Source organism: Actinophytocola oryzae (assembly GCF_004364325.1).
Taxonomy (GTDB): domain Bacteria; phylum Actinomycetota; class Actinomycetes; order Mycobacteriales; family Pseudonocardiaceae; genus Actinophytocola; species Actinophytocola oryzae.
The window spans coordinates 94319-109008 of sequence record NZ_SOCP01000012.1 but is presented as its reverse complement, the minus strand read 5'-3'; the positions used below and the strand labels follow the sequence as shown (position 1 = coordinate 109008).

The window sequence follows — 14690 nt, the reverse complement described above, 5'->3', positions numbered from 1 at the left end:
GCGCGAGGGACAACGTAGGATCGAAAACCTGGCCGGAGAACCGGCTCGGACAATCGTCGCGCCAATAACGAGGAGACGGCTGATGCCGAAGGGCCGTAGCGGGCTCGGTGAAGTCAGCACGATCATTCTTGCCGCCGGTGAGGGGACGAGAATGCGGTCCCGCACCCCCAAGGTGTTACACCGGCTCGCCGGGCGCTCGCTCGTCGAGCACGCCGTGCGCGCCGCCGCCGGGGTGGGGCCGGTCCGCATGGCCGTCGTCGTCGGGCACGGCAGGGACGCGGTCACCGAGCACCTCAACGAGGTCGGCAAGGGCATCGACACGACGATCACCATCGCCGTCCAGGACGAGCAGCACGGGACGGGGCACGCCGCGAGCTGCGCGCTCGAGGCCCTGCCCGGCGATCTGGCAGGCACAGTTCTGGTCACCTACGGTGACGTCCCGCTCCTCGACACCGTCACGCTCTCCGCGCTGCTCGCCGAGCACGCGACCGAGGGCAACGGCGTGACGGTCCTCACCGCGGAGGTCCCGAACCCACGCGGTTACGGCCGCATCGTCCGCGACAAGGACGGCACGGTCGCGGCCATCGTCGAGGAGAAGGACGCCACGCCGGAGCAGGCGGCCATCACCGAGATCAACTCCGGGGTCTACGCGTTCGACGCGCACGTGCTCGCCAACGCGCTCGCCCAGCTGTCCACCGACAACGCCCAGGGCGAGCAGTACCTCACCGACGTGCTCGCCATCGCGCGCGGCGACGGGTACCGCTGCGGGTCGTGGACCTGCACGGACCCCTGGCTCGTCGAGGGCGTCAACGACCGCGTGCAGCTCGCCGCCATCGGCGCGGAGCTGAACCGGCGGCTCACCGAGCGCTGGATGCGGGCCGGGGTGACCATGGTCGACCCCACGACCGTCTGGCTGGACGCGAGCGTCGAGCTGTCCCCCGACGTCGTGCTGGAGCCCAACGTCGTGCTGCGAGGCGCGACCACCGTCGGCGAGGGCGCCACCATCGGCCCGGACACCACCCTCACCGACGTGCGGGTCGGCGCCGAGGCGAAGGTGGTCCGCACCCACGGCGGCGAGTCGACCATCGGCGAGCACGCGAGCGTGGGCCCGTTCGCCTACCTGCGTCCCGGCACCGTGCTGCACGACAAGGGCAAGATCGGCACGTTCGTCGAGGTCAAGAACTCGGAGATCGGCGAGGGCACCAAGGTCCCGCACCTGTCCTACGTCGGTGACGCCACCATCGGCGAGTACTCCAACATCGGCGCGGCCAGTGTGTTCGTGAACTACGACGGGACGACCAAGCGCCGCTCGGTCGTCGGGTCGCACGCACGCACGGGCAGCGACAACATGTTCGTCGCCCCGGTCAAGGTCGGCGACGGTGCCTACACCGGCGCGGGCGCCGTCCTGCGGGAGGACGTGCCGCCGGGTGCCCTGGCCGTCTCGGCCGGTTCGCAGCGCAACATCGAGGGCTGGGTGCTGCGCAAGCGGCCCGGCACGCCCGCCGCGGACGCGGCGCGACGGGCACTCGGGATCACGGAGGAGCTATGAACGCGAAGTCCGGGACGCCGAAGAAGAACCTCATGTTCTTCTCCGGGCGTGCACACCCAGATCTCGCCGAGGAGGTCGCGAAGCACCTCAACGTGTCGATCACGCCCCAGTCGGCGTACGACTTCGCGAACGGCGAGACGTTCGTGCGGTTCGAGGAGTCGGTGCGTGGCTGCGACGCGTTCGTCATCGAGAGCCACTGCGAGCCCATCAACCAGTGGGTGATGGAACAGCTGATCATGGTGGACGCGCTGAAGCGCGCGTCGGCCAAGCGGATCACCGCGATCATGCCGTTCTACCCGTACGCGCGGCAGGACAAGAAGCACAAGGGCCGCGAGCCGATCTCCGCGCGCCTGATCGCCGACCTGTTCAAGACGGCGGGCGCGGACCGGATCATGACCGTGGACCTGCACACCGCGCAGATCCAGGGCTTCTTCGACGGCCCGGTGGACCACCTGTTCGCGCAGACGCTGCTGTCCTCGTACATGCGGGAGAAGTACGGCACGGACAACGTGACGGTCGTGTCCCCGGACGCCGGCCGCACGAAGCTCGCGGAGAAGTGGGCCGACGACCTCGGCGGTGTGCCGATCGCGTTCATCCACAAGACCCGCGACCCGTTGCGCCCCAACGACGTCGTCGCCAAGCGCGTGGTCGGCGAGGTGCGTGGGCGGCTGTGCGTGGTGATCGACGACATGGTCGACACCGGCGGCACGATCGCGAAGGCCGTGGAGCAGCTCGTCGAGGAGGGTGCCGCCGACGTGGTCGTCGCCGCCTCCCACGGCGTGCTGTCGGGCCCGGCGCCGGAGCGGCTCTCGAAGTGTGGCGCGCGGGAGGTCGTGTTCACCAACACGCTGCCGATCCCGGACGAGAAGCGCTTCCCGACGCTGACGGTGCTGTCCATCGCGCCGCTGCTCGCACGGGCGATCCAGGAGGTCTTCGAGGACGGCTCGGTGACGAGTCTCTTCGACGGGAACGCCTGAGGGGACTCGTGCCTGTAACCCCCGGGTGCACTTGCGGAAAGCGAAGAAGTAGACTAGCGGGGTTGCCTCGGCGAGGGCAGGCGTTTTCACGCCTGGCGTGATCGACGCGGCGGTGTTCTACTGCCGCGCGTACTCACTCGCCGACGGCCACCACCGCCGCCCCCGAAGGTTTTCTTGTAACAAGGAGTGCACCACCGTGTCCGAGGTCCGTCTCGCCGCCGAAGCACGTACCGAGTTCGGCAAGGGCGCCGCGCGCCGCACCCGTCGCGCCGGCAAGATCCCCGCGGTGCTCTACGGCCACGGTTCCGACCCGAAGCACCTGGCGCTGCCGGCGCTCGAGTTCGCCCGCGTGGTCCGCGAGCACGGTCAGAACGCCGTGCTGACGCTGGAGTTCGACGCCAGCAGCGAGCTGGCGCTCACCAAGACCGTCACCACGCACCCGATCAAGAACTACATCGAGCACGTCGACCTGCTGCTCGTCGTACGCGGCGAGAAGGTCGCCGTCGAGGTGCCGATCGTGCTCACCGGCGAGACCTCGCCCGGCACGCTGCTCACCCAGGACCTGACCACCATCGAGGTGTCGGTCGAGGCGCTGCACATCCCGGAGCAGTTCGAGGTGTCGATCGAGGGTGCCGAGGCCGGTTTCCAGGTCTTCGCCAAGGACGTCGAGCTGCCGTCGGGTGCCGAGCTGGTGACCGACCCCGAGGCGATGGTGCTCGCGGTCAACGAGGCCCAGAGCGCCACCGACGCGGACGAGGACGCCGAGGCGGAGACCCCGGCACCTGCCGAGCCCGCCGAGGACTGAGCATGACGCCCGGGCGGTTCCTTCCGGGGCCGCCCGGACCGGTCTCGCACGACCTGGTTCACCACTACCTGGGTTCGCCATGACATCGCCAGACGAGCCGGTCCTGGTTGTCGGTCTCGGCAACCCCGGCCCCCGCTATGCCGCCAACCGGCACAACATCGGTTTCCTCGTGGTGGACGAGCTCGCCGCGCGGGTCGGCGGCAGGTTCAAGGCCCACAAGGGTGGCGCCGAGGTGCTCGAGTGCAGGCTCGCCGACCGCAGGGTCGCGCTGGCCAAGCCCCGGTCGTTCATGAACCTCTCCGGTGGCCCGGTGGTGGCCACCGCACGTTTCTACAAGGTCGCGCCGGAGAACCTGATCGTCGTGCACGACGAGCTGGACCTCCCGTTCCCGAGTGTGCGCCTCAAGCTCGGCGGCGGCGAGAACGGCCACAACGGTCTGCGCTCGATTTCCAAATCGCTGAGCACGCGGGACTACCTCCGAGTACGGTTCGGCATCGGACGGCCGCCAGGACGGATGGACCCGGCAGACTTCGTGCTCCGGGACTTCTCCGCGACCGAACGAAAAGAGCTGGCCATCAGCGTCGACCACTGCGCGGATGCGGTGGAGGCGCTGGTGGGCAAGGGCCTGGAGGCGGCGCAGAACCTCTTCCACGCACGGTAGGAGCGGGCTTGTGGACGTTGTCCCCCTCACCCCGGTGGTCGTCGACTGCGTGACGTTCGACCGGGCGCCCCTCGGTCGTCGCGGCTACAACGAGGACCAGGTGGACGACTTCCTGGACCGTGTCCAGGCCACGTTGGAGGGCAGGGACTCCCTGACGGCCCAGACGGTTCGGGACGTGACGTTCGACCCGGCTCCGTTCATCCGTCGTGGGTACCACGAGGAGCAGGTGGACGAGTTCCTGGATCTCGTGGTGGAGGAGCTGTCCCGTCGCGAGGGGACGCTGCGTATCCCCGCCCACCTGCGGCCGACGCCTCCGCCGACGGCCGCCGAGCAGACGACGCCCATGCGGTTGGCCCAGCCGCCGTCGGTGTCGAGCGCGCGGTCACGCAGGCACGAGGCGGCCTCCGGCCCCCCGAGATCCACGCTACCGGCAGCCACCGACAGTTCCGGTGCCGTGGGGAACGGCGTGCGGGGAACGTCGGCGCAGGGGGTCTCCGCGATCAAGCCGGTCGACGCCGCACCGCCGGTCGAGTCCGTTGTGTCGCGACCTGCACCAGTCGACAGGACGGCACGGTCGGAGTCCGACCCGGTGGCGGCCGGGGACAAGCCGACCACCTCGGAGGCGCCGGTCAGTCGGCCGGATGAGCCGCCTGCGGTGGGAGACGACGGGCCGCAGGCGCTCGAACGGCACAGCCCTCCGGCGGTCGAGGCGGGAACCGACCGGCAGCCGACGGGACTCGCCACAGTGCTCGCGCCGATCGATCAGCCGGGAGCAGTCGACGCGCGAGGACCGGCGTCCACCGAGTCAGTGCCGGCAGCGCCGGCCGAGTCCGGCGCCCTGCCCACGTCGATCGACCGGCCGGACGCGGACCCACAGAGCACCCCGCCGGCCGACCAGCCACCGTCAGTCGCGCCGGCGGCCGCCGAGCCCACCTCGGAGGTGGGAGGCAAGTCCGTCGCCTCGCACACGCCGGAAGATCTGCCGGCCGGTACCCCACCACAGCCTCCGTCGGCCGAACCGGCAGCCACGCCCGCCGCCTCGGCGTCGGCCGACCGGCCAGAAGCGGACGGCCACGAGACACCGCCACGGTCCTCGGCCGCAGTGGCACCCTCCGGCGCCCTCGAGACGGATGCCTGGCGCGACTCCGACCACCTCGTGCTGCCCGTTCCGCCGGCGCCGCCCGGTGAGCGGGGCTACCGACCCGGCGACGTGGAGCGGCTCATGCGCCTGCTCGCCGCCGCGCTCGACGACCCCGGCTCCCCCGATCCCGACAAGCTGGCCGCGCTCAAGCTCGGCAGGACCTTCTTCGTCGGGCAGGGGTACCACGTCGAGGCCGTCGACGCGGTCAGGCAGGCCTGGCTCGACGAGCTGGGCCGCCGGGCCCTATGACGCGGCGGCCCTGATCGACTCGGCCAGCTGCTCTCCCGCCGCCGCTCTGCGGAGCTTGCCGGACGGGGTCTTCGGCAGCGTGCCGGGCGGCAGGACCAGCACGGCCGACGGGCGGGCGTTGACCGCCTCGAACACCCGCGCGCCGATCTCCTTGCGCAGCACCTTCACCTTCTCCGCGTCGGACGCGAGTCGGGACTCCGCCACCACCGCGAAGCGTTCCCGACGTGTGCCCGCGTCGAGGCGCACCGCCACCGCGTTCCCGGCACGCACGCCCTCGACCGACGTCGCCGCGCGTTCGATGTCCGTCGGGTAGATGTTGCGGCCCGCCAGGATGATCACGTCCTTCGCGCGGCCGCAGATGACGATCTCACCGTCCACTGTGTACCCGAGGTCGCCGGTCGCGAGCCAGCCGTCGGCGTCCTGTGTCGCCAGTGGGCCGTCCACCGTGAGGTAGCCCGGGGTCACCGACGGGCCCCGAACCTGGATCTCGCCGACTTCCCGTTCGCCCACAACGGAGTCGCCGGAGACTATGCGGGCCTCGAACCCCGCCAGTGGCGGGCCCAGGATCGCGAACGTGCGGCGGTCGGCCTCCGGAGTGGACTCCTCCACGGGGACCGCGTGGTTCTCCGCTTCGAGCGACACCGCGTCGACGTGGTCGAGGCGCAGGCCGATCATGGGGCTGGCGAAGGAGATCGCGAGCGTGCCCTCGGCCATGCCGTAGGCCGGGAAAACGCATTCCGCGGGCATCTTGAACCGTGCGCCCGCCGCGACGAACGACGCGACGGCCTTCTCGTCGATCGGCTCCGCGCCGTTCAGTGCGATACGTAAGGTGGACAGGTCGTAGGCGCCGTCCTCCTCGCCGCCAAGTCGCCGTCCCAGCAGGGCGTACGCGAAGTTCGGGGCCGCGGTGATCGTCCCGCCGTGGGTGGAGATCAGCTTCGCCCACAGCAGCGGCGCGGTCAGGAAGTCGACCGGGGTGACCTTGACCAGCTCTATCCCGAACACCATCGGCGTGGTGTAGAAGCCGACCATGCCCATGTCGTGGAACATCGGCAGCCACGACACCATGATGTCGTTCGCCGGGTCCAGCTCGGCACGCTCGGCCATGGCCGAGATGTTCGCGAACAGGTTGCCGTGGGTGATCCGCACGGCCTTCGGCTCGGCGGTCGAGCCGCTCGTCAGCTGCAGCAGCGCGGGCATGTCCTCATCGACCTCGACGAACGTCTCCAGCGGCGTGCCGGACAACAGGTCGGCGATCAGCAGGTAGCCGATGCCGTGCTCGTCGAGCACCGGTCCCAGCTGGTCGAACGGCTCGCCGAGCAGCACCAGCTTGGAGCCGATCATGTTCAGCACCCGGACGGTGTCCTCCGCCCACATCGCGAGGTCGGACCTCGGTGTCGGCTGGTGCAGCATGGTGACGCTGCCGCCGGACAACCACACGGCGTGGATCGCGGGCCCGATCGCGGCGGGTGCCGCGGCCAGCACCGCGACCGCGTCGCCCGGCGCGAGCCCGTGCCCGACCAAGCCGCTCGCGACGACCCTGGCCTGCTCGTGCACCCGCGCCCACGTGGTACGCACCGGCTCGCCCGGCTCGCCAGTGGTGACACCCCGATCGCTGGTCCTCGCGGTGGCGACCAGCTTGTCGACGAAACGGCTCATGCGGCAAGGGTAAACGGCACTATTCGGCCACGTCCGCCACGTCCAGCCAACGTTGTTCGACAGTTGACTTGTCCGCCAGCAGCGACCGCAGCTCGGCGTCCAGCTCCAGCAGCCGGTTCCCGTCGGTCGCGGCCTCGGCCAGCGCCTGGTGCAGCTCGGTCTCCCGCCTGGTCAGCTTGTCCAGCTGGCGTTCGAGCCTGGCCAGCTCCTTCTGCGCGGCACGCCGCTCCGCCGCGTTGGACACCGGCTTGTCGGCCTGCTTCGGCGCGGCGGCGGGCACGATGGCGTCGCGGCGGTTCAGGTACTCCTCGATGCCGCCGGGCAGGTCGGTGATCCGCCCGTCGCCGAGCAGGGCGACGACCGTGTCGCACACGCGCTCGACGAGGTACCGGTCGTGCGAGACCACGACCAGCGTGCCCGGCCACGAGTCGAGCAGGTCCTCCAGCTGCTGCAACGTGTCGATGTCGAGATCGTTCGTCGGCTCGTCCAGCAGCAGCACGTTCGGCTCGGCCATGAGCAGCCGCGCGAGCTGCAGCCGCCTGCGTTCGCCGCCGGACAGGTCGCCGACCGGCGTCCACTGGCGCGCGGGCGGGAACCCGAACCGCTCGGTCAGCTGCGACGCCGACATCTCCTGCTTGCCGAGCGTCACCCGCCTGGCGACCTCCTCGACGGCCTCCAGCACCCGCAGCTGCGGCGGCAGGTCGTGCAGCTCCTGCGTCAGGTACGCGGGCCGCACGGTCTGGCCCTGCACGCGTTTCCCGGTCTCCGGCTCGATCTGACCGGCCAGCAGGCGCAGCAGCGTCGTCTTGCCGGAGCCGTTGACGCCGACGAGCCCGATCCGGTCGCCGGGGCCGACACGCCAGGTCTGGTTCTCGACCAGCAGCTTGTCGCCTGCCCGGAGCGTGACGTCCTCCAGCTCCAGCACCGTGCGCCCGAGGCGCCGCCTGGCGAACGCCAGCAGCTCGACGGAGTCGCGCGGCGGCGGCACGTCGGAGATCAACGCTTCCGCGGCCTCGATGCGGTAGCGGGGCTTGGACGTGCGCGCGGGCGGACCCCGGCGCAGCCAGGCCAGCTCCTTGCGGGCGAGGTTGCGCCGCTTCTCCTCGAGGGTGGCGGCGAGGCGGGCGCGCTCGGCACGCGAGAACACCCAGTCGGCGTAGCCGCCCTCGTACTGCTCGACCTTGCCGCCGACGACCTCCCAGGTGCGGGTGCAGACGGTGTCGAGGAACCAGCGGTCGTGTGTGACGACGACGAGTGCCGTGCCCCTGGCGAGCAGGTGCTCGGCGAGCCAGCGCACGCCCTCGACGTCGAGATGGTTGGTCGGCTCGTCGAGGATCAGCAGGTCGAGGTCCTGGACGAGCGCGGCGGCCAGCGCGACGCGGCGGCGCTCGCCCCCGGACATGTCCCTGACCGGCGCGTCCAGTCCGAAGGCCGTGATCCCGATGCCGTCGAGGATCGAACGGGCGCGGGGGTCGGCGGCCCACTCGTGTTCCGCGGTGATGCCGAGCGGGTCGAGCACGGCGTTGCGCACGGTCGCGCCCTCGGCCAGCTCCGTCCGCTGCGTGACGACGGCCTGCCGCAGGTCCCGCCCGCGGCTCACGCGCCCGCCGTCAGGCGGCTCGAGCCCCGCCAGGACCTCCAGGAGGGTGGTCTTGCCACCACCGTTGAGCCCGACGACGCCGATCCGGTCTCCCGCGGCGACACCGAGCGAGACACCGTCGAGCAGCGGCTTGACGCCGTAGCTCTTGGCGACCGCCTCGAGGTTGACCAGGTTGACCACGACGCTGACGTTACCGACTGTCGGTAGGCTTGCCGCATGCGCCCGCGTCCTGGTGAGGTGCTGCACTTCTCGGAAGACCCCACGATCACCCGGTTCGAGCCCCACGTGGCACCGACGGCGCAGGTAGGGGACCCGTACGTCTGGGCGGTCGACTCGGAACGCTCGCCGTCGTACTGGTTCCCGCGTGACTGTCCGCGGGCCATGGCCTGGGCGACGGAGACGTCGACCCGCGCCGACCGCGACCGCGTGCTCGGGCCAGGGGGCGGCGACCGGGTGCACGCCATCGAGTACGGCTGGCTGGAGGCCATGCGTGCGGTCCGGCTGTACGCCTACCGCCTGCCCGTCGCCAGTTTCCGGCCCATCGGCACGCCCATCCCCAACGCCCACGTCTCGACGAGACCGGTGGTGCCGCTCGGTCCTCCCGAGCCGGTCGGTGACCTGTTGGCGCTGCACGAGGAGTGCGGGATCCAGCTGCGGGTGCTGAACAACCTGTGGCCGTTCTGGGACGGGGTGGTCTCCACGACGCTGGCGTTCAGCGGGATCCGCCTGCGGAACGCGAAGCCTCGGCGCTAGGCGTGCACCTGCGGGGGCGCCGACCTCGGTTCGTCGTCGCCGCCGATCACCCGCGCGCCGGGGACCGGGCCGTGGACAACGCGGACCGTCCGGCAGACACCGGCACCCGACAGCTCCGCCGCCACACGCAGTGCGTCGTCGGCGTCCGCGCACAGGAACGCGCACGTCGGCCCGGAGCCGGACACCGTGCCCGCCAGCGCGCCCGCGGCAACGCCCGCGCGAAGCGTCCGGCGCAGGCCCGGTCGCAGGGAGACCGCGGCCGCCTGGAGGTCGTTGCCGAGCAACTGCGCCAGCCGGTGCGGTTCGCCGGAGGCCAGTGCCTCCAGGACCGGCTCCACCTCGCCCACCCTGGGCGGTTCGCCCTCCAGGCGCAGGCGGTCCAGCTCGCCGTAGACCTTCGGGGTGGCCAGGCCGCCCCTGGCGAACGCCAGGACCCAGTGGAACGTGTGCCGCGACAGGACGGGGACGATCGCCTCGCCACGGCCGGTGCCCAGTGCGGTACCGCCGTGCAGCATGAACGGCACGTCGCTGCCGAGGTTCGCCGCGATGCCGGCCAGCTCGTCGCGGCCGATCTCGAGCTTCCACAGGTTCGCGAGGCCCACCAGCGTGGCCGCCGCGTCGGCGCTGCCGCCAGCCATGCCGCCCGACACCGGGATGCCCTTGCGGATCAGCACCCGGACCTTCAGCTCGGCGAGGTCGCGGCCGACGTGGCGCGCCAGCTCCTCCACCGCGCGCCACGCCAGGTTCGCTCCGTTGGTCGGCACCGCCGACGCGCCCTCGCCCTGGACCTCGACCCCCGGGTCCTCCGCGACCGCCACCGTGACCTCGTCGGTGAGCGACAGCGACTGGAACACCGTCGTCAGCTCGTGGAAACCGTCCTTGCGTACGTCACCCACCGCGAGGTGCAGGTTTACCTTGGCAGGCACCCGGACGGTCACCGGGCGAGGGACAACAGCAAGCACTCCTTAAGCCTACGGGCACCCTCACGACCGGCCGTTACGCGGCCGCGACCTCCCGCAGACCGGCCCGTGCGCGCTTCACGAACGCACCCCGCTCGGCCAGCCAGCCCAGTGCCGCGTCGACCCGCTCGCCGCCGGTCATACCGAGGCGGAACCGCGCGACCGGCGTCTCGCCGATCTTGGTCACGCCACCGCCGGACACGGTGATCTCCGTGTCGAACCGGCTCGCGGCCTCCGGCAGCAGCGCGCCGATCGACGCGAACCCGACGAGCACGACGTCCGCGACGCCCTGGGTGGCCGAGTCGACCGACGGCAGCACGGCACGCGCGACGCGGCTGTCCGGGTCGCGCACGAGGTCGAGCAGCTTGCCCTGCTCCAGGATGCGGCCGTGCTCGAGGACGGCGACGTCGTCGGCGATCCTGCGCACGACGTTCGTGTCCGGGGTCACGACCAGGACGGTCGCGCCCAGCTCGGCGCGTGCCCGGTCGAGGACGGCGAGGACGCCGGCGGCACCCGTTGCGTCCAGCTCACCGGTCGGGTCGTCGGCCAGCACGACCGCGGGCTCGCCGACCAGTGCCCGTGCGACCGCGACGCGCTGGCGCTGGCCCGCGGTCAGCTGGTCGGGGTAGTTGGCGGCGCGCTCGGTGAGGCCGATCAGGTCGAGCAGCTTGCCGACCTTCTCGCGGCGGCGCGGGCCGTCCATGCCGGCCTGCTCCAGCGGCAGCGCGATGTTGCCCGCGGCGGTGCGTTGCGGCAGGAGCGACTCGCCTGCCGGCACGACGCCGATCCTCGAGCGCGCGGCCCGCAGGCTGCGCTGGTCGAGGACGCCGGTGTCGAGCCCGTCGAGGCGGACGACCCCCGCGTCGGGGCGCTCGCGCAGTGCCAGCACACGGGCCAGGGTCGACTTGCCGGAGCCCTTGGCGCCGACGACACCGGCGATGACACCGGTCGGCACGTCCAGGTTGATGCCATCCAGCGCGACGACGGCGCCGGTAGTACTTCGGAACGACTTTGTCAGGTTCTCGACGGTAATCACGTGCTTGCTCCAGTCCAGGCTCACGCTGCGCGTTCGTGTCGCGCGTGTGGGTGATGGCCGCGAGTGTGCGGCCGGGAATCGTCGGAGTGGCTCTAATCAGATGTCGATGAGCGTCAGCGACGACAGCCTGTGACAGTGCGACGGCACTGGTCGATTACCCGCCGGGTGGTGAGGATGGGCACCGTTCTCACTCCTCCATCGTTCCTGGCGGTAGCACCTGCCCGGTGGCGGGTGGTTGCTGCGGCGTCTCGGAGCCAGGTCTCTCGGCCGCTCGGGATGGATACCTCAAGTAGTACACCTGACGGGTCCTGTTGATTGCAACCCGTCGCAGGTCAGATTAAGTCCTGATATTCGGCGGATCACACCCCTTACGGGTGGTCCTTACCTGCCATTCGGGTGATAGCAACGTAGTCACTTACCGTCAGGGTCTCGCCGCGCATGGTCGGATCGACACCCGCTCGGGTGAGAATCTCGGCCGCCTGGTCCGCCGAACCGGCCCAGGAGGCGAGCGCGGCACGCAGGGTCTTGCGCCGCTGCGCGAAGGCCGCGTCGACGAGCTGGAAGAGCGAGTGCCGGTCGGCGTCCGGGGTGGGGCGGCGGGTGAGCAGGACGAGTGCGGAGTCGACGTTGGGCACGGGCCAGAAGACGCTGCGCGGGACGGTGGCGACCCGCCGGGCCTCGGCGTACCAGGCGATCTTGACGCTGGGGACGCCGTAGACCTTCGAGCCGGGCCCGGCGGCCATCCGGTCGGCGACCTCGGCCTGGACCATGACCAGGGCTCGCGCCATGGTGGGCAGCTTGGCGAGCAGGTGCAGGACGACGGGGACGGACACGTTGTAGGGCAGGTTGGCGACGAGCGCGGTGGGGTGGCCGAGTTGGTCGGCGGTGACCCGGAGGGCGTCGCCGTTCACGACGGTGAGCCGGCCGGCCAGGTCGGGCGCCCGCTCCGCGACCGTGCGCGGCAGGCGCTCGGCGAGCACCGGGTCGATCTCGACGGCCACGACCCGCTCGACGGCGGGCAGGAGCGCGAGGGTGAGCGACCCGAGGCCGGGGCCGACCTCGAGCACGGTGTCGTCGCGGTCGAGGGCGGCGGCGGCCACGATGCGCCGCACGGTGTTGGGGTCGTGGACGAAGTTCTGGCCGAGCTTCTTGGTGGGGCGCACGCCAAGCTCCTCGGCGAGGCGCCGGATGTCGGCGGGCCCGAGCAGAGCACTGGTGTCGCCCTCAGTCACCGGGCGAGCCTAGCCATCGGGTGGAGGTCGCCCGGCCCACCCCCGACCGACGACGTGATCGGCGATCGACCATCACACGACAGGGACGCGATCGGCGGGAGAGCCCGCCACTATCTCCCGCTCCCGCGACACCCGACGCGGCGACCCGGCCTGGCAAGGCGCCGCCGCCCAACACGGTCGCGGTCTCATGCACATCCCGCCGTGCACGAAACCGCGGGTCTTCGAGAGGTGGACATGACTGTGGGCCGGGCTCCCTCGGAAGGGAGTCACCGGCCCACGGTCAGGAGTTCCTACGTGGGGAGGCCGAGCTTGCGAGCGCAGGCAGGCCACGCGCCATAGCCGCCGCGGTTGTCGCGGACCTTGGTCGCGATGGCGATCTGCTGCTCGCGGGTCGCCAGGTCCGGACGCGACGCGTACTGGCCGCCGCCGTTGGCGTTCCACGTGCTGATGTTGAACTGGAGGCCGCCGTAGTAGCCGTTGCCCGTGTTGATGGCCCAGTTGCCGGTCGCCTCGCAGTAGGCGAGGCGGTCCCAGACGTCGCCGTCGGAGATGACCGGCTGCGGCGGCTTCTTGGTGCCGACGCGGACCACCTTGGGCTTGGCCTCCTTGGTGACCTTGGAGCCGATCTCCTCGCGGCCGACCTCTTTGCCGTTCTTGATCGTGATGCGATAGGTCGCGATGCGCTCGCCCGCCACGCCCGGGTCCACCACTACCTCGGTGCCCTTGTCGGCGTTGGGGTCCTCGATCTCCTGGACCTCGGGGTCGATCGCCTCGGTCTGGTTGACCACGGTCACGCCGTTGCGGGTGACCCGGATCTCGGCGCCGTCGGTGATCTTGACGTCGGCGCCCGGCGCGATGGAGTCCTCGGGGCCGAGGGAGAGCTTCAGGTCCTTGAGCAGCTCGCCCGCGGTGACCGCGTTGGTCTGCATGGCCTGGGGGGCGTTGCCGCCGTCGAAGAACGTGATGTTCTTCAGGGTCTTGACCTCGACGGCCATCCCGTTGAGAGGGATCTCCTTGTCGAGGTCCTGGGAGAGCTTCGCGCCCTCCGGGGAGAGGTTCAGCTGCTTGAGCGCCTCGCCGACGGTCGTGGCGCGGACCCAGAAGTCGCGCTTCTCGCCGTCGACGGTCAGGTGCAGCTGGCGGCCGCGCTGGAGGACGATCTTGCCGTCGTCGTTGATGGGCGCCGCGGGCGACGGGGAGAGCGCGTCGTGGCTGCCGACGGTGATGCCCTCGTCCGCGAGCACCTCGCCGACCGTGTCGGCGTACGTGCTGACCTGGAGCGACTCGCCGTCGACGTCGACCGTGACGGACTTGTTCATCGCGATCGCCGCGGCACCGCCGCCGATCAGCGAGACCAGGATCGAGGCGATGGTCGCCTTGAGGACGGACTTCTTCCAGCGCTTGATGCCGGTGACGACCTCGGCCGGAGGCTCGTCCTCACGCGACAGCTCGTACGCGGTGCCGTCCGCGGACAGCGCGTCCGGGATGACCGGCAGGACCGTCGTCTCGGCGTTGATCAGCTTGATCAGCTGGTCGACGTCGACGTTCGCCGCGGCCATGAGCTCGTCCGCCTGCGAACCGAGGGCCACGCGGACGTCGTTGTCGGTGATCGACAGCGAGCCGGAGTAGGCGTTCTCGTCCGAGTCGGGCAGTTCGTAGAAGTCGGGGAACTCGGAACGCCACGCACGGAAGTCCTCGTCGAGAACCGTCGTCGCGGGTCCGGCTTCGACCGGGGTGAACCAGTCCGTGTCGGCGTTCGCCGAGTCACTTCCTGGTCTGTTTCCGGAACCAGTCACAGGGTCGATACCTCCTGAAGGCCGCAGCCGAGCCCGACTACTGCAGTAGCTACGCGCTTTCGCTTGTTACGACTTCCGCGGCTGGCCACCGGTCCCCGACCATCCGGCCTCACCGCGGACTGTCCCTGGAACAACTTCGTCCCGGGGGTACGGTCACGGGACAGTAACGGGGGCGGGCAGGTTGCGCAAACACATCGGCGGGTGTCGTGACCCTGCTCACTCCACGAATGGAGGAGTACCCGTCACCCGATCATCGCAATTCTCACATCCAGC

At 70.9% G+C, this 14690-nt stretch carries 12 protein-coding genes and 1 riboswitch; of the genes, 6 read left to right on the top strand and 6 right to left on the bottom strand.

Annotated elements, in window-relative coordinates; translation table 11 throughout:
* The first annotated feature begins 82 nt into the window (after positions 1–82).
* The 5 genes from glmU (at position 83) to CLV71_RS48745 (ending at position 5382) form a co-directional block, all read left to right on the top strand.
* On the top strand, positions 83–1549 hold the full coding sequence (gene glmU, locus CLV71_RS29585; RefSeq protein WP_133906161.1) for a bifunctional UDP-N-acetylglucosamine diphosphorylase/glucosamine-1-phosphate N-acetyltransferase GlmU: 1467 nt from the start codon (positions 83–85) through the stop codon (positions 1547–1549).
* On the top strand, positions 1546–2526 hold the full coding sequence (locus tag CLV71_RS29580; RefSeq protein ID WP_133906160.1) for a ribose-phosphate diphosphokinase: 981 nt from the start codon (positions 1546–1548) through the stop codon (positions 2524–2526). The genes glmU and CLV71_RS29580 overlap by 4 nt, the downstream gene beginning before the upstream one ends.
* 196 nt (positions 2527–2722) lie before the next feature.
* Entirely contained in the window at positions 2723–3331 is a 609-nt protein-coding gene (locus tag CLV71_RS29575) for a 50S ribosomal protein L25/general stress protein Ctc (RefSeq protein ID WP_133906159.1), read from the top strand.
* Between the two features lie 79 nt (positions 3332–3410).
* Positions 3411–3992: an aminoacyl-tRNA hydrolase gene (gene pth, locus CLV71_RS29570; RefSeq protein ID WP_133906158.1), complete on the top strand. Its 582-nt coding sequence runs from the start codon at positions 3411–3413 to the stop codon at positions 3990–3992.
* A gap of 10 nt (positions 3993–4002) precedes the next feature.
* Positions 4003–5382, top strand: a complete 1380-nt coding sequence (locus CLV71_RS48745) for a DivIVA domain-containing protein (RefSeq protein WP_243866788.1) — start codon at positions 4003–4005, stop codon at positions 5380–5382.
* Here CLV71_RS48745 and CLV71_RS29560 read toward each other — a convergent pair.
* Complete coding sequence (locus CLV71_RS29560; RefSeq protein ID WP_133906157.1) at positions 5377–7041, bottom strand: fatty acyl-AMP ligase; 1665 nt, start codon at positions 7039–7041, stop codon at positions 5377–5379. The genes CLV71_RS48745 and CLV71_RS29560 overlap by 6 nt on opposite strands.
* A gap of 19 nt (positions 7042–7060) precedes the next feature.
* Positions 7061–8821: an ABC-F family ATP-binding cassette domain-containing protein gene (locus CLV71_RS29555; protein WP_133906156.1), complete on the bottom strand. Its 1761-nt coding sequence runs from the start codon at positions 8819–8821 to the stop codon at positions 7061–7063.
* 36 nt (positions 8822–8857) lie between these two features.
* On the opposite strand from CLV71_RS29555, the gene CLV71_RS29550 reads away from it, so the two are divergent.
* Positions 8858–9394 carry a DUF6886 family protein gene (locus tag CLV71_RS29550; protein WP_133906155.1) on the top strand — a complete coding sequence of 179 codons (537 nt, stop codon included), beginning with the start codon at positions 8858–8860 and terminating at the stop codon, positions 9392–9394.
* Here CLV71_RS29550 and CLV71_RS29545 read toward each other — a convergent pair.
* From CLV71_RS29545 to CLV71_RS29530, 4 genes are all read right to left on the bottom strand, one after another.
* Positions 9391–10356: a 4-(cytidine 5'-diphospho)-2-C-methyl-D-erythritol kinase gene (locus tag CLV71_RS29545; protein WP_133906154.1), complete on the bottom strand. Its 966-nt coding sequence runs from the start codon at positions 10354–10356 to the stop codon at positions 9391–9393. The genes CLV71_RS29550 and CLV71_RS29545 overlap by 4 nt on opposite strands.
* Before the next feature lie 34 nt (positions 10357–10390).
* Entirely contained in the window at positions 10391–11389 is a 999-nt protein-coding gene (locus CLV71_RS29540; protein WP_133906334.1) for a methionine ABC transporter ATP-binding protein, read from the bottom strand.
* Positions 11390–11581: 192 nt separating this feature from the next.
* A riboswitch (SAM riboswitch) is annotated at positions 11582–11672 on the bottom strand.
* An 85-nt stretch (positions 11673–11757) separates the two neighbouring features.
* Positions 11758–12621 carry a 16S rRNA (adenine(1518)-N(6)/adenine(1519)-N(6))-dimethyltransferase RsmA gene (gene rsmA / locus CLV71_RS29535; protein ID WP_133906153.1) on the bottom strand — a complete coding sequence of 288 codons (864 nt, stop codon included), beginning with the start codon at positions 12619–12621 and terminating at the stop codon, positions 11758–11760.
* Between the two features lie 290 nt (positions 12622–12911).
* Positions 12912–14417, bottom strand: coding sequence for a resuscitation-promoting factor (locus tag CLV71_RS29530; RefSeq protein ID WP_133906152.1), 1506 nt, complete (start codon positions 14415–14417; stop codon positions 12912–12914).
* Positions 14418–14690 lie beyond the last annotated feature (273 nt).